The sequence below is a fragment of the Pseudomonas sp. 22082 genome (assembly GCF_052046055.1).
In the GTDB taxonomy this organism is placed as follows: Bacteria; Pseudomonadota; Gammaproteobacteria; order Pseudomonadales; family Pseudomonadaceae; genus Aquipseudomonas; species Aquipseudomonas pharyngis.
Genome location: NZ_JBQEQB010000018.1, coordinates 1 through 19,656 on the forward strand (window position 1 = coordinate 1; position 19,656 = coordinate 19,656).

Sequence of the window (19,656 nt, forward strand, 5' to 3'; positions counted from 1 at the left end):
GGGCGACAACCTGGAAAATCTGGTACTCACCGGCACGGCCAACCTCAACGGCACTGGCAATGGTCTGAACAACGTACTGACCGGCAATGCCGGCAACAACCTGCTCAATGGGGGGGCCGGCAACGACACACTTATCGGCGGGCTGGGCACTGACACCTTGACCGGTGGCAGCGGTGCAGACGTGTTCACGTTCAATGACTGGAACGAGAGTGGAGTGGGCAATCTGCGCGATGTCATCACTGACTTCAACAGCGCACAGGGGGACAAAATCGATCTGACGAAGTTTGATGCCAACCTGCTGACCGCCGGTTTCAACGGCTTCACCTTCATCGGTGCGGGCGACTTCACTGGCGCGGGCCAACTGCGGTTCATCGATCACGTGCTCTCAGGCAACGTGAGCGGTAACACCGGTGCGGACTTCGAAATCCAGCTGGTGGGTGTGAACAGCTTCAGTGCCAACGATCTGGTGGCCTGATACAACCCGACACCCGACCTGTTTTCACAGGTCGGGAGCCAAACAGAAACGCCCCGATGATTCGGGGCGTTTCTGTTTACGTCAATAACGCCGAATGTCTAGTTCAAAACCCCGAGTTCCTTGGCTCGCGCCACCGCCTGTGTCCGCCGCTCCACGCCCAGCTTGCTATTGATATGACTGGCATGGGTTTTCACGGTATGCAGCGAGATGAACAACTGCTCGCTGATTTCCTGATTCGAGCAGCCCTGGGCAATCAGCCGCAGGACTGCCAGCTCCCGGCTACTCAATTGTTCGGTGATAGAAGTGTCCTGTGCCATGCGCGACGCTGGAGTCGGAAAATGCTCGAGCAACTGCTGACCGACAGGATTCACAGTGGTCAGCGACAATTGCGCTCGCAACCAGTCAGCGTGATCCTTGATCAGCACATCGAATGGCTGCAACACCCCGCCACTGGCAGCATCGATGGCCTGGGCCAATGCTTTGCGGGCCTCGGCTTCTCGACCGCTCACCAGCAGCAACGCCACCTTCTGTGTCAACGCCATCACACTCAACAACTGCCGCCCGGTTTGCTGACCGTTCTCCAGCAATGCGTTCAATCGGCCTTCGGCGAGCATCGGTTGCCCCTGAATCATGTCAAGCAACGCCCGCTGCAATTCGACATGCAACGGCAACTGCGGATGAAACTCCGGTGGCGCCGCCGCGCGTTCACCGGTGTAGGTCTGGCCCAGTCGAGCCAGCCAGGCTTCAGCCAGATCGATGCGCCCTTGGGCCAGCCACAGCTCACATTTGACCAGAGTGATCATCGCCAGATAATAGATCGGCGGAACGTCCCAGATGTGCATCAGACGTTCGGCCTCGGCCAGCTCGGCGAAGGCCTTGGCGAAATCGCCGCTGCTGCCGTCGAGTCGTGCAATCACACAGTGGCCGATCAACACACTGATGTCACGGCAGGCCCGCGCTTCCGTCAGGCCTGCCTGCAATCGCGCCCTTGCCGCCTGCGGCTGCAACCGCATGGCCAGCAGAAACCCCTCATACAGCGTCAGGCGCGCACGCACGGCGTACAAACGCTGTGCGGACAATCCGCGCAAGCGCTCCAGCCCCTGGTGCACTTCATCGAGCGCGCGCAGGATTTCGCCGCGCGCCTGCAGGACCCGGGCACGATCGTAATGCGCCAACGCCTCGAACAAGGGATTGCCGACGCGCTGCGCCAGTTCAAGCGACTCGCGGTTCAGGCCCCGTGCACGCCATAGATCGCCGTCGGCAATCGCCAGATTGGATAAGGTTGAGAGGCACATAAGGCGCTGGCCGTAACGCTTGGCCGGCAGGCTTTCCAGTGCCTCGCTGCAATACTCGATGGTCTGCTCGCGATGGCCCCGTCCACGGGCGATGATGCCCTTGAGCGCCAGCCATTGGGCCAGCATGGATTTCTGCGCAGTGGCCGAGGGTGCCGGCAGAAACCGGCTCAGATGACTGGCGAGTTCTTCGGCAGCATCGAGCTGGCACGCCAATCCCAACGCCCAGCTGTACAAAACGATCAACCGTGGCGTGCTGATCAACAGGCTGTCGGGCAAGTCCATTTTCCAGCGCAGCAGCATGCCGACGTTCTGTTCGGCCAGCAACTGTTCCTCGGACAGGTTCTGTACCAGATTGGCTGCGACATCCAGATGTCCTGCGCGCAGGGCCTGCTCCACCGCTTCATCCAGCAGGCCCTGGGCATTGAACCAGCGGCAGGCGCGCAAGTGCAGCGTGGCGGCCGGGACTATCGCCCGGGTGATCGGCCGACTGCGCAACAGATCGGAAAACAGATGGTGATAGCGATACCAGTGACCGTGCTCGTCCAGCGGCACCAGGAACACCTGATGCGCCAGCAGGAAACGCAGGATTTCGGCACTGTCGTGGGCTTCGCGCACAGCATCGCAAAGCTCGCTGCAAAAGCGCTCCTGCGGTGCGGTGTCATAAAGGAACGCCTGCACCTCGGCGGGCAGGCAGTCGATGACTTCCTCCAGCAGGTATTCACGGATCAGCCCTTCCCCGCCGTTCAAAGCCTGCGGCAACGCCGATTCGGTACCTGCTTCAGAAATCGCCAGCAACCAGAATCGCAACCCCGCCACCCAGCCTTCACTGCGCTGGATCAGGCTTTCCAGCGCTTCACCGCGCAAAGAGCTGCTGTGGCGATCGAGTAACGTGAGGGCTTCGTCATGGGTCAGGCGCAGATCCTGCTCATGCAACTCCAGCAACTGCCGCGACAGACGCAAGCGCGCCAGATGCCAGTCCGGGCGCTGCCGACTAGTGACCATGACCAGCAGACCATCGGGCAAATGGTTGAGGAAAAATTGCAGGCAACGATCGAGCACCGGCCCTTGGGCGAGGTGGTAATCGTCGAGTACCAGCAGCAGCGGCGAGGTCGGTAGCAGGTGCAGTGCCAGCTCATCGAGCAAGCCGTCGAGCCATTCTTCGAAGGCGAACGGCTGATGACGCTGGCGCATTTTCAACAAACCGAGTGCGCGGCTGCCGAGTTCGGGAAAGTAGTCCTGCAGGCCCTCGAGCAAGCGCTCGAGGAAGCGTCCCGGATCACTGTCGCGAGCGCTAAGTCCCAGCCACAGGCTTTGCCAATGACCCGGCAGGCTTTGACAGAACTCCACGGCCAGCGAGCTTTTGCCAAACCCGGCCGGGGCGCTGACCAGCAACAGACGTCCACCGAGCCCGGCTTGCAGGCGCTCGCAAAGTCGTGGTCGCAATACGTACCCATCAGGCAGCGGAGGACGGAAAAAACGTCCGTCCAGTGCCGCGACGGCAACGCTTGCGAGACCCGGAAGTGGGGACAGATCAGTCATGGCCGGCTCTTGTTCGTATGGCTGTTGGCGGCGTAGCAGATGCCCGCAGACTAGCCTTAAACGGAGCGGTTATGAAGGTCGTTGCTACAAATGGCTACAAAAAGCCTACGGAAAAACTGCAAGCAAAAAAAACGCCCCGAACCTGTCGGGGCGTTTTCACGAGGATGCGGCCTCGATTTACAGGAGCTTAGCGAACACCATCCTGACGCAGGGCGGCCGGGGTGAAGTCGCTGGTGGTGGCAGTGAAGCCGAAGTCATACGCCGACTTCTCTTCGTTCTTCATGCCCAGTGCCAGGTAACGACCGGATTGCAGGTCGTAGAGGGTTTCCAGGGTGTACCAAGGCACCTGCACGTTGTAGTAGTCCTGGGAGTGGGCTTCCGCCACGCGCCACAGTTGATTGCGACCGTCGTAGTGATCGATCACCGCCGCTTGCCAGGTGTCTTCGTCGATGAAGAAGTCACGCTTGGCGTAGATGTGGCGCTGACCTTCCTTCAGGGTCGCGGTCACGTGCCATACACGACGCAGTTCATAGCGCGCCAGATCCTGGTTGATGTGCCCGGCCTTGATGATGTCGGCGTACTTGAGCTTCGGATCGTCGAGCTTGTAACTATCGGAGGCGATGTACATCTCTTGTTTGCCGACCAGTTTCCAGTCGTAACGGTCCGGTGCGCCGTTGAACATGTCCAGGTTATCGGAAGTACGCAGGCCATCCGCCGCTGTACCCGGTCCGTCGTAGGACACTTGCGGAGCGCGACGTACACGACGCTGACCGGCGTTGTAGACCCACGCCGAACGCGGCTCCTTCACCTGGTCGAGAGTTTCGTGTACCAGCAGCACGCCACCGGCCAGACGTGCCGGCGCGGTCACTTTCTGCTTGAAGTAGAACAGGATATTGCCAGGGTTCGCCGGATCGTAGTCCTTCATCTTGTCGCGGAACACGAACTGGTCCTGGAAGTACACCAGGCTGAACGAGCCGTTCGGTTGCGGCGTGGCCTGGGTCACCAGACGGGTCACGCTGCCGCCGCGATAGCGGGTGATATGGTTCCAGATCACTTCCACACCGGTTTTCGGAATCGGGAATGGCACGGCGGTATCGAAGTTTTCCAGGCCGTTGCCGCCCGACACCAGGGTCGTGGTGGTGGCGTTCTTCTTGATGGCTGCGAACACCGCATCCGGCACGGTGGCACCGCGATGGGACGGATAGACCGGCATCTTGAAGGTGTCAGGATAGCGCTGGAACATCGCGTACTGGCCCGGCGCGAGCTTGGCCTTGTACTGATCGACGTTCTGCTTGGTGATGGTGAACAGCGGTTTCTCACTGGCGTACGGATCGGACAGGAAACCTTTGCTGTCAACGGTGCCGGCATTTTTCGACATCGGTTTCCAGGCCGGGATCGAGCCGTCGGCGTTGCCGGCCATTTCGGCGCCCATCGGGGTCAGGCTCTTGCCCAGCTTGTCCGCTTCGGCGGCAGGCACCGCCGCCATGACACCGGTCGCCAGCAGCGACAGGCCCAGAACACCGGCGTGGAACAGACTCTTTGTTATTTTCATAAATTCGTTCGTCCTGAAATGCAGTGCTTAGAAGTTCACGCCGAGGCTGAGCGCCACAAAATCGCGGTCATCCACGGTGGTGTACTTGCCGTCGAAGAAGTTGGTGTAAGCCAGGCTCGCGGTGTAGGTGTTCTGGTACTCGGCATCGACGCCCAGGCTGACGGCCTTGCGACCTTCCTCGAAGTTGCCGCCAGGGCCCGGCGAGTAGCCGCTGACGTCGTGGGACCAGGCCACGTTCGGCTTGAGGTTCACGCCGGCGAAGACATCGTTGTATTCCCAGATTGCACGGCCGCGGTAGCCCCAGGACATCGACGTGGTGAAACCGTCGTTGTCGCAATTGCGGCTGCGGTTGTTCTGCGGCGAACCTGGTCCGGCGCCGTTGATGGTGCCGTTGTTGAGGATGTTGACGCAGGTGTTGGTGGTACCGGTGGCTGGCAGCTCGCCCGGGCCATAGACCGGATCGCGGCCATAGCGCTTGTCGGATCGGCTTTCCAGACCGCCCACGTAAGTCATGCCCACTTCACCCACCAGGGTCAGACGGCTGGCGCCCATGACCTGATCGAAGAAGTGCGTGAAGGTGGTTTGCAGTTGAGTGATTTCCTTGCGCTCGTAGCCATGCAGATCCTGACCCGGCACGCCATTGAGCAGCGATGCGTTGGCGTAAGGGCCACCCAGTGGACGCACACCGGCGAACAGGATGTCGGTGGAGTTCAGTTGCACCGGTGCATTCGGGCGATAGCTGATCTCACCGCTCCACGCCGTACCGGTAGGCAAGGTGGTGGAGAAGCTCAGACCGTAGAGGCGGATGTCTTCAGGGTATTCGACGAAGTACTTCGAATTGCCGGCAACCAACAGAGGCCCGAGTGCCTGAAACGGACCTGGCAATGCAGCTACGCCGTTGTAGACCGATTGCGGCGCGCCGGTGGCACTGAAGATCGGCGCACGACTGTGGTAATTCATGAAGTAGGCACCGAATTCGGTGTCCAGCGGTTCGAACATGTACTTGAGGGACGCGCCCCACTGGCCGCTGTCCCGCGCATCGCGATCGGCGCCGCGCGGCACCAGCACACCTTCTTCATTGACGTTGACGCCGTTGGCCGCCAATGGCCCCAGGGCAATGGCCGGGATCTGCGAGCGCTTGTTCAGTACGCGCAGGTTGTCGGTGCAACCGTCGGCAATGATGTCCGGCTGGGAGAAGAACGTGCCGCAGTTGTCGACGACGGTCTGGTCCCACTCCAGCTGATAGAAGGCTTCGGCCGACAGGTTGTCGGTCAGGCTCTGGGACACGTAGAACATGTTGACCGGGATCAGGCCTTCCTTGATCTCGGCGCCCGGACGACGGAAAGCGGAAACGTCGATCGGGTTGATCGAGTTGATGCCGCCGCCGATGAAGGTACTTTCACCCCAGCTCACCACCTGTTTGCCCAGACGCACGGAGCCCGGCTGATCGGCGATCGCGTAGTTGTGGTAGACGAAGGCGTCGAGGATCTGACCGCCGGCGGACTTGGCGCCTTCCTTGCGGTTGCTGTCGCTGATGTCCTTGAACTCGCGGCTCTCGTCTTTCAGTTCGAAGTCATACCAGTACTTGCCACGGACGAACACGCCGGTGTCGCCGTATTTCAGTTCGAGGTCATGAATGCCCTTGAAGATCTTCGAGAAGGTTTCGCCGCTCTTGAAGTTGGCATGGCCGTCGTCGGAAGTCTGGGACAGACCGTGACCGCCGTTGTTGACGCCGATGAGGTTCTTGTTCGGGCTCTGGGTGGACCAGCTGGCACCGATCGACAGGGAGGAGTCGAACTGGCCTTCGATTTCACCGACGTTGAAACTGACGCCGAATGCGGGCCCGGCGAGCGAAGAAGCAAGACTGACGGCCAGAGGCAGCTTTGCCCGGCGCCAGAACTGGTTTACTGAGGTCATCGACGCTACTCCATGTGCATTATTGTTATGGCAGTGAGTACTTTTAAAAACGCCTGAAGGACCGGGTGCCAGCGGCCTCCCGAAATCGCTTCAATGTTGCATCGCCCCGTTTGTGCGTGTGCCCCGTTCTTAAAAATCCTTGAGCGGACTATAGCCAGCAGGTGGTACTGCTTGATCCCTCTAAAGTGTGATTTGCAGCTGCCGGCCACTCTGGAACAGTCCTTTCGCCAGTCCGACACATGTCGGCACGGCAAGGATGGCTGAAAATTCGAATTTCACAAGCCAAGCGCTTGCTTGGTGGGTCTGGNCCAGCGGACGCTCAAAGCGTCGAGAGGAAGGTGCTGTTGTTGGCCTGCCATTCAGTGATGTCGAGGCGGATGCGCTTCTTGTCGAGTTTGCCGACACTGGTCTTGGGAATTTCAGTAACAAGCGCGATCTGGCTTGGTATCGCCCACTTGCTCAAGTGCCCCAGTTCAACGAACGGCTTGAGGTGCTCCTTGAGCTCGCGTGCCCCGATGGCATGCCCTTCGCGGACCACCAGCAAGGCAAACGGACGCTCGCCCCACTGCGGATCGGCGATCCCCACCACTGCTACTTCACGTACCGCGATGTGACGACTGATCAGGTCTTCGAGGTCCAGCGAGGAGATCCATTCGCCGCCGGTCTTGATCACGTCCTTGATCCGGTCGCGGATGTCGATCACACCCATGGCGTCGAGCGTCGCCACGTCGCCGGTGTGCAGCCAGCCGCCGGCCCACAGCTCGGCGCCCTTCTGCGGTTCGTTGAAATAGCCTTCGGTCAGCCACGGTGCGCGCAGCACCAGTTCGCCCTGGGTCTCGCCGTCGGCCGGGAGAAAATTGCCTTCGGTATCGACGATCGCCGCTTCGACCAATGGCCCCGGCACGCCGGCCTTGATTCGATAGGTGGTGCGCTCGTCTTCGGTGCCCGCCATCAACTCATCATTCAGATGCGCGCACGAAACCAGTGGCCCGGTTTCCGACATGCCGTAAGCAGCCGTCAGCTGAATGCCTTTGCTCTTGGCCGTTTCATACAGCGTGCGGTTCAGCGCACTGCCGCCGATGACGATTTTCCAGCCGCCGAAATCGGTGCCCTGCGCGCCCTTGGCATTGAGCACCATCTGCAGGATGGTCGGCACACAGTGGGAGAACGTGACCTTTTCCTTGCGCCACAACTCGACCAGGAATTCCGGGTCATAACGCCCCGGATAAACCTGCTTGAGCCCGAGCATGGTCGCCACATACGGCAGACCCCAGGCATGCACGTGGAACATCGGGGTGATCGGCATGTACACGTCGTTGGTGCCCAGCAACCGCACGCTGTCGATGGCGCCCATGATGGTCGACACACCCATGGTGTGCAGCACCAGTTGCCGATGGGTGAAATACACGCCCTTCGGATTGCCGGTGGTGCCCGTGGTGTAGAACGTGGTGGCGACCGAGTTTTCGTCAAAATCCTGGAAGTCGTACTGCGGACTCGCGGCCGCCAGCAGTTGCTCGTACTCGCCGACCAGATTCGGCAGATCGGCGGTTTTTTCCGGCAGATCGGTCAGCAGCAGGGTTTTCTCCACCGTGGTCAGGTGTGGCGCAATGGCCTGGTACAGCCCGACGAACTCGCTGTTGACCAGCACGAAGCGGTCCTCGGCGTGGTTCATGGTGTAGAGGATCTGTTCCGGCGACAGGCGCACGTTGATGGTGTGGATCACCGCGCCGATCATCGGAATCGCAAACATGCACTCCAGGTAGCGATGGCTGTCCCAGTCCATCACCGCCACGGTGTCACCAGCCTTGACCCCGGCCGCCGTCAGCACGTTGGCCAGCCGCGCGACCCGCTCGATCAGGGTCGGGTAGCTGTAGCGCAGCTGGTCACGGTAGATGATCTCGCGGGTTTTCTCGTAACGGGCACCGGACATCAGCAGCCGTTTAATCAGCAGTGGATACTGGTACGCCCCTTCGGCGGGCGGAATGACGCGAGTCTGCAACATAAGAATCCCTTTTCTGACTGCACGGTGTTGGCTTTGGAGTTTCGTACTCTAGAACCGTTATACGTCAGCCAAATCAGCCAAAGGAATGATTTGCAGAGCCGTACAAATGCTAGCTTTGCGCCAGCATTTGCCGAAACAGATGACAGCGCAGAAGGATCAATGCATCTCGGTGAACGCGAGTTTCACGCCGATGGCGATCAGCACCGCGCCCATGGTGCGGTCGAACCAGTGGCCCATGCGGGCGAAACCGGCGCGCACGCGTTGCTGGCTGAACAACATGGCCACCAGGCAGAACCAGGTGGCGGTCGCAACGGCGAGATAAATGCCGTAACCGGCCTGGACTGTCAGCGGGGTGTGCGGGTTGATCACCACGGTGAACAGCGACAGGAAGAACAGCGTGGCTTTCGGGTTCAGGCCGTTGGTCACGAAACCCGAAGTGAACGCGCCACGGGCGGTGCGCTCGCCGGCCTCTTTGTGCAGATCATCGCTCACGGTGTTCGCCGGTTGCGCGCGCAGGGCCTTGAAGCCGATGTACAGCAGGTACGCGGCGGCTGCCCATTTCAAGGCGTTGAACAGCACGATCGATTGAGAAACGATCAGACCGATCCCCAGCAGCGAATAACCCACGTGCAGGAAAATCGCCGTGCCCACGCCCAACGCGGTCCAGGTCCCGGCGCGTCGACCGTGGGTCACGCTTTCGCGCACCACCACGGCAAAATCAGGACCGGGGCTGGCGACGGCCAGCAGGTGAATCAGGGCAACGGTCAAGAATTCGGTCCAGTACATGGGGGCTCCTTTCGGCCAAGCGTAACGAGTTGTTTCATCTGGTAGGCTCGGCAGATTACGCCTTCCCTTCAAAGCACGACAGGTACAGTTGATGACGAACGCCCACCGCGCCGTATTCCTCGATCACCCTTCGCTGGATCTTGGCGATCTCGATCTGAGCCCTTTGCGTGACTGCTTCAGTGATCTGCAACTGTTCGCCCAGACGTTGCCTGCGCAGGTAGCCGAGCGCCTGCAAGGTGCAACCGTGGCGATCAGCAACAAAGTGCTGATCGATGCTGCCGCCATGGCCGCCAACCCACAACTGAAACTGATCCTGATCACCGCGACCGGCACCAACAACGTCGATCTGGCCGCCGCCCGCGCCCACGGCATCACCGTGTGCAACTGCCAGGGCTACGGCACCCCGTCGGTGGCGCAGCACACGATCATGCTGCTGCTCAACCTCGCCACGCGCCTGGCCGATTATCAAAAAGCCGTCGGTGACGGTCGCTGGCAGCAGGCGAAACAGTTCTGCCTGCTGGATTACCCGATCGTTGAGCTGGAAGGCAAAACCCTTGGCTTGCTCGGTCACGGCGAACTCGGCGGCGCGGTCGCGCGTCTGGCCGAAGCCTTCGGCATGCGCGTGTTGCTGGGGCAGATTCCGGGGCGACCGGCCCGTCCGGATCGTCTGCCGCTGGAAGAATTGCTGCCGCAGATCGACGCCCTCACCCTGCACTGCCCGCTCAACGAACACACTCGGCACTTCATCGGCGCCCGCGAACTCGCTTCGATGAAACCCGGCGCTTTCGTGGTCAACACCGCCCGTGGTGGACTGATCGACGAACAGGCCCTGGCCGATGCCCTGCGCAGCGGTCATCTGGGCGGCGCGGCCACCGATGTGCTGAGCGTCGAACCGCCGACCCAAGGCAATCCGCTGCTGGCCGCCGACATCCCGCGCCTGATCATTACCCCGCACAACGCCTGGGGCAGCCGCGAAGCGCGGCAGCGAATCGTCGGCCAACTGGTGGAAAACACCCAGGCGTTCTACAGCGGTAAGGCGCTGCGGGTCGTCAGTTGATAAACTGCGGCACTTTTTTTCACAGGAGCAGTTATGGATCCGCGCAGTGAAGTACTGCTTCGTCAGGCCGAGTTATTCCAGGGTTCAGTGTTGCTGGCCGGTTTGCCTGCCGATGATCTTTTGGGGCGCCTGCCCGAGGCGTTTGGCTGGTGCTGGCACGCCGGCGACCAGGCTGCACTCGATGCGCGTTTCGAAGGCCGCAGCCATTTTGGCGTGAACGTGCCGGAGCGCGAATTCACCAACGCCGTGGTGTTCCTGCCCAAGGCCAAGGACCTGACCGATTACATCCTCAATGCCGTGGCTTCACGCCTGGCCGGGCGCGAGGTGTATCTGGTCGGGGAAAAACGCAGCGGTATCGAAGGCGCCTCCAAACAGCTCAACCCGTTCGGCAAGCCGCGCAAGCTCGACAGCGCGCGCCATTGCCAGTTGTGGCAAGTGACGGTGGCCAACGCTCCCGAAGCCAAACCGCTGGAAAGCCTGGCGCAGACCTACGAACTGCCGCTGGCCGAAGGTCCGTTGAAAGTCATCAGCCTGCCAGGCGTATTCAGCCACGGCCGACTGGATCGCGGCAGCGCCCTGCTGCTGGAACATCTGGACAAACTGCCGAGCGGCCATCTGCTGGACTTTGGTTGCGGCGCCGGCGTGCTGGGTGCGGCGGTCAAGCGTCGTTACCCGCACAATCAGGTCACGTTGCTCGACGTTGATGCCTTCGCTGCCGCCAGCAGCCGTTTGACCCTGGCGGCCAACGGTCTGGAAGCCGAAGTGCTGACCGGTGACGGCATCGACGCCGCGCCGATGGGTTTGAACGCGATCCTGAGCAACCCGCCGTTCCATGTCGGTGTGCATACCGACTATTTCGCTACCGAAAACTTGCTACGAAAAGCGGCCAAACATCTGAAAAACGGTGGCGAACTTCGCTTGGTTGCCAACAGCTTCCTGAAATATCAACCGCTGATCGAAGAGCATCTCGGGGTCTGTGCGATCAAGGCCGAAGGCAATGGATTCCGGATTTACCGGGCCAAGCGCGGCTGAAAATTAGCACTTGCCGAATGGATTCTGCCTAGGCAGAATCCGCTCCGTCCTAGGGGAGTAGTCTCCCACGAGCGCCATGCTCGTCCGGCATACGTCAACATACTTGATCCTCAGATCATGGCGTATGCGACCCAAGCGTCCGCAGCAGACGGATCGCAGGGTTTGACAAGACCTATGACACGCACACCTTACCCGGGGCGGGAAGGCTGTACGTGTCATAGCCGTGTCGACCCGCCCCTTAGGAAATCCTGATGCTGGACTCGTTACTCGTTCCCACCGCAATCGTTGCCTTGGCCGAAATCGGCGACAAGACGCAACTGCTCGCGCTGATTCTGGCCGCTCGCTTTCGCAAACCCTGGCCGATCATCGCCGGTATCGTCGCTGCGACCCTGGCCAACCACGCGGCAGCCGGTGCGGTCGGCGCCTGGTTCGGCAGTTTCTTCTCCGATTCGGTCCTGCACTGGATTCTTGCCGCGAGCTTCGCCGCCACCGCCCTGTGGACGTTGGTGCCGGACAAGATGGATGACGATGAAGCCAGCACCGCCCGCAAGTTCGGGCCATTCCTGACCACGCTGATTGCGTTCTTTCTTGCGGAAATCGGCGACAAGACTCAGATCGCCACCGTGATGCTGGCCGCGCAATACCCGGAGCTGTGGCTGGTGATTATTGGCACCACGGCGGGCATGCTGATCGCGAACGTGCCGGTGGTACTGGCGGGTAATTTTGCGGCAGAGAAACTGCCGCTGACCCTGATCCGTCGACTGGCGGCCTCGGCGTTCCTGATCCTGGCGATTGTCGCGGTGTACAAGGCGATGCAGAGCAGCGGCTGGGTTTGATCCGGCAGATCGCTCCCGCATTGAGTGCGGGAGCGATCATGGCTTCAGGACTTGGGCGCCTTCTCGTAAAGCGGCATGACCTTCGGAATCGCCGCCTGCAACGCAGCCGTGCGGCTGCTGGAAGACGGGTGAGTGCTCATGAACTCCGGCGGCGCGCCTTCAGAGGCCTTGCTCATCTTGTCCCACAAAGTGATGGCGGCGTTCGGGTTGTACCCGGCACGCGCGGCGAGTTCCAGACCGATCAGGTCGGCTTCGTTCTCGTTGGCGCGGCTGTTGGGCAGGGTCATGCCGTAGTTGGCCACGGTATCGGCCAGCGCCAGGCTGTCCTGACCCAGGCCGAGCAACGCACCGGCGCCCTGCTTGGCCATTTCGATGCCATAGGCCTTGGACATCGCTTCACGACCATGCTCGCGCAAGGCGTGGGCGATTTCATGGCCCATGACTGCGGCGATTTCATCGTCGGTGAGTTTCAGGCTGTCGATCAGCCCGGTGTAGAAAATGATCTTGCCGCCAGGACCGCAGTTGGCGTTGAGCTCGTCGCTCTTGATCAGGTTGACTTCCCATTTCCACTGCGCAGCGTCCGGGCGGAAGTTCGGTGCCTGAGCGATCAGACGGTTTGCAATCGCCTGAACACGCTTGGCATCGTTGCTGGTCTTGTCCAGCACACCTTTGCTGGACGCTTCGCCCACGGTCTTCTGATAGGACTGGGCATACATCTGGTCGACCTCTTGCGAGGACAGCATGCTGAACATGTACTGCTTGCGTTCCACGCCCACGGCACCGCCGCTGGTGGTGTTGACCGACTGACAACCGGCCAGCAACAGCGCTGCGCTCAGTGCACTTACAACCAATGTCTTGTTCATTCAAAAGCTCCCTGAAAACCTGTCGCGTATCCTAGGCGGGTAATTGTATCGGCGCCAGATACAACGGACGTGTTGCACCTGTTTTCAGAACATGCCCGCCAGCCCTGCAGGAAAAAATTCACATCCACCGCCGAGCCCGCTGCAACTGCGTCGTGCACTGGTCCATTTGCGACATCCGGCTGTAATCACTTGCTCCGCACCTCATGGCGCAACAGTGGCTGCCGATACAACAGCGCAGACGTCCTCTCGCGTGCGGAGCTCCCATGAAGTTCAAGTCGATCCAGTTTTCCGTGGCCGCCCTGGCCGGCGCCATCGTACTCAGCGTGGTCGCCGCGCTGGTGCTGTATGCGCTGTTCTCCGGTGCCCGCACCCAGGAAATGGTCCAGCAACGGACCCAGGCCCAGTTCGAGCAAGTCATCGAACAGCGCCTGACGTCGCTGGCGCAGACACAGGTCAGCCAGATCCAGCGCGAACTGGAAGCGCCGCTGTTGATAGCCGGCGGACTGGTACGGGTCAACGCCCTGCTCGGCACGCCGGGCGCCGACGGCCAGCCGCGACTGACCGTCAGCCGCGAGCAACTGATCAGCCTGATCAAGGAAAACGTCGAGAAGAATCCGAAGATTCTCGGCACTTACATCGGCTGGGAAAAAAACGCACTGGACCATAATGACGCGGCCTACGTCGGCACCCAGGTTGTCGGGATCGACCCTGGCAACGGGCGCTTCCTGCCGTGGTGGTTCCGCAATGACGACGGCACCCTGGGCCTGGACAAACTGGTGGACGTCGACGACCAGAAAGTCCTGTCCACCGGCGTGCGCGCCAGCGAGTACTACCTGTGCTCGAAAGAAACCAAAAAGCCCTGCGTGATCGATCCGGCCCCGTACAAGGTCGGCGACAAGATCGTCATGCTCGCCTCCTTTATCGAACCGATCATGCTCAACGGCGCCTTCCAGGGCATCGTCGGCGCCGACCTGTCGGTGAACTTCATCCAGGAAATGCTCCTGAGCGCCAACCAGAAACTGTACAGCGGCGCCGGGCAAATGGCCCTGATCGGCGGCAACGGCCGGATCGTCGCCTACACCAAGGACCCGAGCAAATTCGGCGAGAAGGTCAGCGACATCCTCGACGCCCAGCAGATTGCCAACATGGCCAATCTCAAGCGCGGCGAAGTGACTTACACCGTCAATAAAGAGCAAGGCCGGATCGAGTTGTACCTGCCATTCGGCATCGGCCAGACCGACGCACGCTGGACGCTGATGCTGCAACTGCCGCTCGACGCGGTGATGGCCGATCTGCAAAAGCTCCAAGGCGACCTCGACGCCCAGCGCAAATCCGACACCTTCGGCATGGCCATGGTCGGCCTGATCATTGCCGGCCTCGGCCTGCTGGTGATCTGGCTGGTGGGCCACGGCATCGCCCGTCCGCTCAAACAAATGGTGACCATGCTCGATGACATCGCCCAAGGCGAAGGCGACCTGACCCGTCGCCTGACCAGTGATCGCAACGACGAACTCGGTTCAATCGCCAAAGGCTTCAATACCTTCCTCGCCAAATTGCAGGGGATGATCACGCAGGTGGTGTCGTCGGTACAGAGCGTCAGCGATTCCTCGGAGCACACGGCGGACATCGCGATCCGCACCAATATCGGCATTCAGAAACAGATGGCCGAAATCGATCAGGTCGCCACCGCCGTGCAGGAAATGACTGCCACCGCGCAAGACGTGGCGCGTAACGCGACCCAGGCAGCACAAGCGGCCAGCCACGCCGATCAGGCCGCCAGCCAGGGCATGCAGATCGTGCGCGACACCTCCAACTCGATTGGCGTACTGGCCGTGGAAATCGGCAAGGCTGTGGACGTGGTGCAGACCCTGGCCAAGGACAGCGAGAACATCAACGCGATCCTCATCGCCATTCGCGGGATCGCCGAGCAGACCAATCTGCTGGCCCTCAACGCGGCGATTGAAGCGGCTCGTGCGGGTGAACAAGGACGCGGTTTTGCGGTAGTGGCCGATGAGGTGCGCAACCTGGCGCAGAAGACCCAGAAGGCCACCGAAGAAATCCAGAGCATGATCCAGCAACTGCAACAGGGCACCCGCGATGTGGTGCGGGTCATGGAGGACAGCCAGAACCGCACCGACGAAAGCGTGCAGCACGCGGCCAAGGCCGCGGAGGCGCTGGAGACCATTACTCAGGCGGTGTCGGTGATCAACGACATGAACACCCAGATCGCCAGCGCCGCCGAAGAACAGAGCGCGGTGGCCGACGATATCAACCGCAATGTGATCAATATCGGTCAGGTGGCGAACGAAGTGGCGGGTGGTGCGGATGAGTCGAGTTCGGCGAGTGCCGATCTGACCAAACTGGCGGAGCAGCAGCGGCGGTTGATCAATCAGTTCAAGGTCTGACCGATCAGGCCGGAGTCAGGCACTCCGGCCCGTTGAGCTTCGGATCATTGACCAGGTTCGCCAGCACCCGCTCGCGCAAGGCGGAGGGTTCGCTGGCGAGCAGGCCTTGCAGGACATGCAGCGGCGTTTCCGGATCAAGCCACGCCGCCTGCCCCGCCTCATCGAGAATCAATGGCCGGCGCTGACTGGCCGCCGACTGGGTGATCACAGCCGTGCTCAGCCACACCTGTTCCTGCACCGGATACGCCTCCCAGATCGCCGCAAAAAACAACGAAGCCCCCTCCCCCGGCGTCAGCCAGTACGGCCGTTTGCGCACATTGCCGCGCCATTCGTAGAAACCGTTGGCCGGCAGCAGGCAGCGGCGCAGGCGCAGGGCCTCGCGAAACATCGGTTGCTCGGCGACGGTTTCGGCCCGGGCGTGGGCCGGGGTGCGCGACAGGTCGGTCAGCCACGGCGGTGTCAGCCCCCAACGGGCACGGGCCAGCGTGCGCTGGCCGTCGGGTTCGGCGCGCAGCATCAACACCGAATCGTTGGGGGAAATGTTCCACTGCGCCTGCTGATCGGCAGGAAAACCTGGCAGGCTCGCGAAATCGCGGTTCCAGCGAAACAGGGCATAACGTCCACACATGGGGCAGCACGACTCACAAATAAAACGAACGCCAGCCTAACAGACCAGCGTCCCGGGATAGCTGTCCGGTTCATCGCCGGGCAGCGGCAGCGCGGCATTGTACGCACTGATCAGCTCGCGGGCGTATTCGGCCTGGTCGTTATCGACCGACAGGCCCAACAGGCCAAAGATCGGCAACTCGCCCGTGCCGCCCAGCAGATCGCGCCCGACCAGATGCGCCTCGATGCCCTCGCTGGCGAGCATGCCCTTGAGCATCTCGCCTTCCATCAGGTTTTCCGGCTCGTAGATTCGCTGCATGGGCGCGCCTCACTCGTTTTCGCTGAAGACTTCCAGAAACCAGTCCTCTCCATGGACCTGCAACACAAAGGTGATCGGCCGACAACACACCTGACAGTCTTCAATATAGGTCTGGTCGCCAGCGGAGAGATCCACGGTCGTCTCGACCTCTTCACCACAATACGGACATTCATATACTGCGCTTTCCAGCATCGCGGTCTCCCGGGTGACTTGTGCGTATAATCGCCGGTCTATTTGCAGGGCTATTTTTGTCTGGCTACTTTTTCAGACCGTGCCCCGTTGGTTTTCGATCAAAACCTTTACTTACCCTAGCCGTTTCCAACAAGAGAGCATGATGGGCGAATTCGATGCCATCCGACCTTACGACGACAGCGAAGTACCTGCGGTACTGGCGCGACTGCTCGGCGACAAGGCGTTTCTAGATATCCTCACCCACTTCCGCTTCCCGCGTTTTGCCGGTGCCTTCGGCTGGATGCTCAAACCACTTATAGCCCATCGGCTGCGTCGTGAGTTTGCCGACGTAACCTCCGTGGCCACTTTGCAGGACAAGGTCGAGTTCTACGTCGACCACACCATCGAGCGCGCCACCGACGGCGTGACCTACACCGGTGTCGAGCAATTCAAGTCCGGCAGCGCTTATCTGTTCATCGCCAACCACCGCGACATCGTGATGGACCCGGCCTTCGTCAACTACGCCGTGTACCACGCAGGCCTGCCGACGCCGCGCATCGCGATTGGCGATAACCTGCTACAAAAGCCGTTCGTCAGCGACCTGATGCGCTTGAACAAGAGCTTCATCGTGCACCGTTCGATCACCGGGCGCCGCGAGAAAATGGCCGCCTATCAACTGCTGTCGGCGTACATCAACCACTCGATCCGCAACGACTGCGCCTCGATCTGGATCGCCCAGGCCGAGGGCCGGGCCAAGGACGGCGATGACCGTACCGAGTCGGCGATTCTCAAGATGTTCCACATGAGCCGCAAGGACGAGCCGTTCGGCGAAGTCATTCAGTCGCTGAACCTGACCCCGGTGTCGATCAGCTACGAATACGACCCGTGCGACCAGGCCAAGGCCCGCGAGCTGTACATCCGCGCCACCACCGGCACCTACAGCAAGGCGCCGGGCGAGGATGACGTGAGCATCGCCAAGGGCATCACCGGCTACAAGGGCCGGGTGCACGTGAACTTCGCCGCGCCGATCACCGAGCTGTACGAGGACACCAAGCAATTGGCGGTCGAGATGGACAAGCAGATTCTCGGCGGCTACCGGCTGTTCCCGGTGCATTACCTGGCGTATGCGCAATGGGCGGATGCCGATCCGCAGCTGAACGTACCGAAGGCTACCGACGTGTTCGGTGCCGAGGAACTGGCCAAGGCCCAGGAAGAATGGCAGAACCGTCTGGACGCCTGCCCTGAGGAGCATCGTCCGTATCTGGTGCTGCAATATGCGACGCCGGTGCGCAATCAGTACCGGGTCAAGGCTGGCCTGCCGCTGTAAGCGGTTTCGGCAAGAGACAAAAACGGCGCCTTCGGGCGCCGTTCTTCGTTCAGAAGCGGGTACTGATCCACGACACCAGCAGCGCCAGGCCCAGGCAGGCAAAACCGAAGCGGTAGAAGAAGCGGTTCATGCGCAGGGTCGCCCAATCGAGCACCGGTTCCTGATTCGGCTGACTCTGGCGCTGGGCCGCGATACTGGCCATCGCCCGTTGTTCACGGCGACGGGTCGCGTGCAGCAGCCAACTGCCGGGAAAGGCCAACAGCAGGGCGAGCAGATTGATCAGTTTGGCGGGATGGGCGGTAAACAGCGTCATCAAGTGCAGCGACATCACAGACCTCAATCTAAACCGGTATGGCGAGCGCCAGACCGACGACCGCGGCGCGGATTCTACCGGAACCCTCCCCGCCAACCCCAATCTTTACGACAAATAACCCCACAATCGACCGATGGCTGTCCTGTGTCACGGCATCGTCATTTGTTTCAGTCACCCTGCGCGCCTCGAAACCGACACGGAACGCGACATGCTTCACGCTGAAAACCAGGATCGCCTGTACCTCATCTCCCCGTCCGACGAACAGCAGACCCTCGTCGGCAGCCTGGCCTTCAATGTTCAGGACCGCCACTGGCTGGTGTATTGCGCCCTCGGCGGCCATCAGCATGCGGACTTGCCCGAGACTGATTTGCTGACCGGCGTCAGCGTTCTCGACTTCTATTCACAAGCCGCCTGAACGAAAAAGCCCGGAGCCATCACTGGCCCCGGGCTTTTTCACAGCAACCGAATACTTACTCGGCGAGGACCTGACCCACGGTCGGATCCTTGAACAGACGGGTCAGCGCATCGCTCAGCACGTCGCTGACCAGTTTGGTGTTGGTTTCCTGGTTCGGCGCCATGCCGAAACGCTGATCCAGCGAGGCACCGTAACGGCCGCTGTAGCGACGGTTGGCGTTCTGCACGTCGGAGCGGAAGGTGGCGCCGATGGTGGCTTCGGTCACGTACATGCCTTCTTTGGGCGACTGGTATTTCAGTTCGGCCAGGGTCACGGTCAGTTGCGGTGCATTGGGCGCGTTGTTGGTCGGGGTGAACCCGAGCAGACGCACGGCGGCTTCAGCCTGGGCCTGCAACTTCGGCAGGATCTGCTCGCGCTGCACGGTGATGGCGCTGGTTTCCGGGTACAGGCCGCCACGGGTGCCGAGGGTTGGCGACGGACGACCGTCGACCACGCGGACCACGACAGGCTGGCCATGGCCGACCGGTGCCAGCTGAGTGGTCAGCTTCGGTTCCGGGCTCAGTTGTTGCGGGCTGTGGGCGCAGCCAACCAGGGTCAAACTGGTCACAGTGATCAAACCGAACAACAGGCGTTGCAACATGCTCTTCTCTCCAGAATCAGGCACAGACAGGCCGGCAGTATAGCGGTGGGCCACTGTGGGTCACCAGCACTGAAATGTCAGACAAAACCCGCCGCCAGCGGTTCCT

The 19,656-nt window shown here is 61.1% G+C and carries 18 protein-coding genes, 1 pseudogene and 1 riboswitch; of the genes and pseudogenes, 8 read left to right on the top strand and 11 right to left on the bottom strand.

Translation table 11 applies throughout. From position 1 onward, the window contains the following. Window positions 1–475, top strand: a 475-nt coding sequence (locus ACTJK9_RS20055) for a type I secretion C-terminal target domain-containing protein (RefSeq protein ID WP_440815677.1), incomplete at its 5' end; no start/stop codon positions are given. A 98-nt stretch (window positions 476–573) separates the two neighbouring features. Here ACTJK9_RS20055 and ACTJK9_RS20060 read toward each other — a convergent pair. The 5 genes from ACTJK9_RS20060 to ACTJK9_RS20080 all read right to left on the bottom strand — a co-directional run bounded on the left by ACTJK9_RS20060 (window position 574) and on the right by ACTJK9_RS20080 (window position 9,566). Further along, window positions 574–3,309 carry a LuxR C-terminal-related transcriptional regulator gene (locus tag ACTJK9_RS20060; RefSeq protein WP_221398078.1) on the bottom strand — a complete coding sequence of 912 codons (2,736 nt, stop codon included), beginning with the start codon at window positions 3,307–3,309 and terminating at the stop codon, window positions 574–576. 187 nt (window positions 3,310–3,496) lie between these two features. After that, window positions 3,497–4,861, bottom strand: coding sequence for a DUF1329 domain-containing protein (locus ACTJK9_RS20065; protein ID WP_440815680.1), 1,365 nt, complete (start codon window positions 4,859–4,861; stop codon window positions 3,497–3,499). A gap of 27 nt (window positions 4,862–4,888) precedes the next feature. Further along, window positions 4,889–6,778, bottom strand: coding sequence for a DUF1302 domain-containing protein (locus tag ACTJK9_RS20070; RefSeq protein ID WP_064383978.1), 1,890 nt, complete (start codon window positions 6,776–6,778; stop codon window positions 4,889–4,891). A gap of 319 nt (window positions 6,779–7,097) precedes the next feature. Further along, entirely contained in the window at window positions 7,098–8,780 is a 1,683-nt protein-coding gene (locus ACTJK9_RS20075; protein ID WP_085613377.1) for a fatty acid--CoA ligase, read from the bottom strand. A gap of 156 nt (window positions 8,781–8,936) precedes the next feature. Beyond that, the gene (locus ACTJK9_RS20080) at window positions 8,937–9,566 is read right to left on the bottom strand and encodes a LysE family translocator (protein ID WP_440815682.1); all 630 of its coding nucleotides are present in this window, start codon (window positions 9,564–9,566) and stop codon (window positions 8,937–8,939) included. Window positions 9,567–9,657: 91 nt separating this feature from the next. On the opposite strand from ACTJK9_RS20080, the gene ACTJK9_RS20085 reads away from it, so the two are divergent. From ACTJK9_RS20085 to ACTJK9_RS20095, 3 genes are all read left to right on the top strand, one after another. Then, window positions 9,658–10,623, top strand: a complete 966-nt coding sequence (locus ACTJK9_RS20085) for a 2-hydroxyacid dehydrogenase (RefSeq protein ID WP_440815685.1) — start codon at window positions 9,658–9,660, stop codon at window positions 10,621–10,623. Window positions 10,624–10,656: 33 nt separating this feature from the next. Continuing rightward, window positions 10,657–11,655: a class I SAM-dependent methyltransferase gene (locus ACTJK9_RS20090; protein ID WP_085613380.1), complete on the top strand. Its 999-nt coding sequence runs from the start codon at window positions 10,657–10,659 to the stop codon at window positions 11,653–11,655. 39 nt (window positions 11,656–11,694) lie between these two features. Further along, a riboswitch (yybP-ykoY riboswitch) is annotated at window positions 11,695–11,819 on the top strand. 87 nt (window positions 11,820–11,906) lie between these two features. Continuing rightward, window positions 11,907–12,491: a TMEM165/GDT1 family protein gene (locus ACTJK9_RS20095; RefSeq protein ID WP_007956837.1), complete on the top strand. Its 585-nt coding sequence runs from the start codon at window positions 11,907–11,909 to the stop codon at window positions 12,489–12,491. A 44-nt stretch (window positions 12,492–12,535) separates the two neighbouring features. Here the strand turns inward: ACTJK9_RS20095 and ACTJK9_RS20100 are convergent, their stop codons facing one another. Further along, window positions 12,536–13,354 carry a M48 family metallopeptidase gene (locus ACTJK9_RS20100; RefSeq protein ID WP_039766290.1) on the bottom strand — a complete coding sequence of 273 codons (819 nt, stop codon included), beginning with the start codon at window positions 13,352–13,354 and terminating at the stop codon, window positions 12,536–12,538. 1,352 nt (window positions 13,355–14,706) lie between these two features. Between ACTJK9_RS20100 and ACTJK9_RS20105 the strand changes: the two are divergent. Continuing rightward, window positions 14,707–14,901, top strand: a pseudogene (locus ACTJK9_RS20105) (HAMP domain-containing protein); the annotation flags it as partial. Window positions 14,902–15,015: 114 nt separating this feature from the next. Beyond that, the gene (locus ACTJK9_RS20110) at window positions 15,016–15,759 is read left to right on the top strand and encodes a methyl-accepting chemotaxis protein (protein WP_371857322.1); all 744 of its coding nucleotides are present in this window, start codon (window positions 15,016–15,018) and stop codon (window positions 15,757–15,759) included. Window positions 15,760–15,763: 4 nt separating this feature from the next. Here the strand turns inward: ACTJK9_RS20110 and ACTJK9_RS20115 are convergent, their stop codons facing one another. The 3 genes from ACTJK9_RS20115 to ACTJK9_RS20125 are packed head-to-tail and all read right to left on the bottom strand — an operon-like array spanning window position 15,764 to window position 16,876. Beyond that, window positions 15,764–16,387 (bottom strand): SOS response-associated peptidase, encoded by a 624-nt coding sequence (locus ACTJK9_RS20115; protein WP_440815689.1) that lies wholly within the window; start codon window positions 16,385–16,387, stop codon window positions 15,764–15,766. A 36-nt stretch (window positions 16,388–16,423) separates the two neighbouring features. Further along, window positions 16,424–16,684, bottom strand: coding sequence for a putative signal transducing protein (locus ACTJK9_RS20120; RefSeq protein WP_011335895.1), 261 nt, complete (start codon window positions 16,682–16,684; stop codon window positions 16,424–16,426). Between the two features lie 9 nt (window positions 16,685–16,693). Then, window positions 16,694–16,876, bottom strand: a complete 183-nt coding sequence (locus ACTJK9_RS20125) for a CPXCG motif-containing cysteine-rich protein (protein WP_011335896.1) — start codon at window positions 16,874–16,876, stop codon at window positions 16,694–16,696. 142 nt (window positions 16,877–17,018) lie between these two features. Between ACTJK9_RS20125 and ACTJK9_RS20130 the strand changes: the two genes are divergently transcribed. Continuing rightward, on the top strand, window positions 17,019–18,182 hold the full coding sequence (locus ACTJK9_RS20130; RefSeq protein WP_221398081.1) for a 1-acyl-sn-glycerol-3-phosphate acyltransferase: 1,164 nt from the start codon (window positions 17,019–17,021) through the stop codon (window positions 18,180–18,182). Between the two features lie 49 nt (window positions 18,183–18,231). Here the strand turns inward: ACTJK9_RS20130 and ACTJK9_RS20135 are convergent, their stop codons facing one another. Continuing rightward, window positions 18,232–18,510 (bottom strand): hypothetical protein, encoded by a 279-nt coding sequence (locus tag ACTJK9_RS20135; RefSeq protein WP_007951673.1) that lies wholly within the window; start codon window positions 18,508–18,510, stop codon window positions 18,232–18,234. Between the two features lie 193 nt (window positions 18,511–18,703). On the opposite strand from ACTJK9_RS20135, the gene ACTJK9_RS20140 reads away from it, so the two are divergent. Next, entirely contained in the window at window positions 18,704–18,910 is a 207-nt protein-coding gene (locus ACTJK9_RS20140) for a hypothetical protein (RefSeq protein ID WP_039766399.1), read from the top strand. A gap of 55 nt (window positions 18,911–18,965) precedes the next feature. Here the strand turns inward: ACTJK9_RS20140 and ACTJK9_RS20145 are convergent, their stop codons facing one another. After that, window positions 18,966–19,550 carry a YajG family lipoprotein gene (locus ACTJK9_RS20145; RefSeq protein WP_007951676.1) on the bottom strand — a complete coding sequence of 195 codons (585 nt, stop codon included), beginning with the start codon at window positions 19,548–19,550 and terminating at the stop codon, window positions 18,966–18,968. Window positions 19,551–19,656 lie beyond the last annotated feature (106 nt).

Excerpts from the sequence above, each read along its gene's own strand:
- ACTJK9_RS20060 (WP_221398078.1), bottom strand. The coding sequence starts at position 3,309 with ATGACTGATCTGTCCCCACTTCCGGGTCTCGCAAGCGTTGCCGTCGCG.
- ACTJK9_RS20065 (WP_440815680.1), bottom strand. The coding sequence starts at position 4,861 with ATGAAAATAACAAAGAGTCTGTTCCACGCCGGTGTTCTGGGCCTGTCG.
- ACTJK9_RS20070 (WP_064383978.1), bottom strand. The coding sequence starts at position 6,778 with ATGACCTCAGTAAACCAGTTCTGGCGCCGGGCAAAGCTGCCTCTGGCC.
- ACTJK9_RS20075 (WP_085613377.1), bottom strand. The coding sequence starts at position 8,780 with ATGTTGCAGACTCGCGTCATTCCGCCCGCCGAAGGGGCGTACCAGTAT.
- ACTJK9_RS20080 (WP_440815682.1), bottom strand. The coding sequence starts at position 9,566 with ATGTACTGGACCGAATTCTTGACCGTTGCCCTGATTCACCTGCTGGCC.
- ACTJK9_RS20085 (WP_440815685.1), top strand. The coding sequence starts at position 9,658 with ATGACGAACGCCCACCGCGCCGTATTCCTCGATCACCCTTCGCTGGAT.
- ACTJK9_RS20090 (WP_085613380.1), top strand. The coding sequence starts at position 10,657 with ATGGATCCGCGCAGTGAAGTACTGCTTCGTCAGGCCGAGTTATTCCAG.
- ACTJK9_RS20095 (WP_007956837.1), top strand. The coding sequence starts at position 11,907 with ATGCTGGACTCGTTACTCGTTCCCACCGCAATCGTTGCCTTGGCCGAA.
- ACTJK9_RS20100 (WP_039766290.1), bottom strand. The coding sequence starts at position 13,354 with ATGAACAAGACATTGGTTGTAAGTGCACTGAGCGCAGCGCTGTTGCTG.
- ACTJK9_RS20110 (WP_371857322.1), top strand. The coding sequence starts at position 15,016 with ATGGCCGAAATCGATCAGGTCGCCACCGCCGTGCAGGAAATGACTGCC.
- ACTJK9_RS20115 (WP_440815689.1), bottom strand. The coding sequence starts at position 16,387 with ATGTGTGGACGTTATGCCCTGTTTCGCTGGAACCGCGATTTCGCGAGC.
- ACTJK9_RS20120 (WP_011335895.1), bottom strand. The coding sequence starts at position 16,684 with ATGCAGCGAATCTACGAGCCGGAAAACCTGATGGAAGGCGAGATGCTC.
- ACTJK9_RS20125 (WP_011335896.1), bottom strand. The coding sequence starts at position 16,876 with ATGCTGGAAAGCGCAGTATATGAATGTCCGTATTGTGGTGAAGAGGTC.
- ACTJK9_RS20130 (WP_221398081.1), top strand. The coding sequence starts at position 17,019 with ATGGGCGAATTCGATGCCATCCGACCTTACGACGACAGCGAAGTACCT.
- ACTJK9_RS20135 (WP_007951673.1), bottom strand. The coding sequence starts at position 18,510 with ATGTCGCTGCACTTGATGACGCTGTTTACCGCCCATCCCGCCAAACTG.
- ACTJK9_RS20140 (WP_039766399.1), top strand. The coding sequence starts at position 18,704 with ATGCTTCACGCTGAAAACCAGGATCGCCTGTACCTCATCTCCCCGTCC.
- ACTJK9_RS20145 (WP_007951676.1), bottom strand. The coding sequence starts at position 19,550 with ATGTTGCAACGCCTGTTGTTCGGTTTGATCACTGTGACCAGTTTGACC.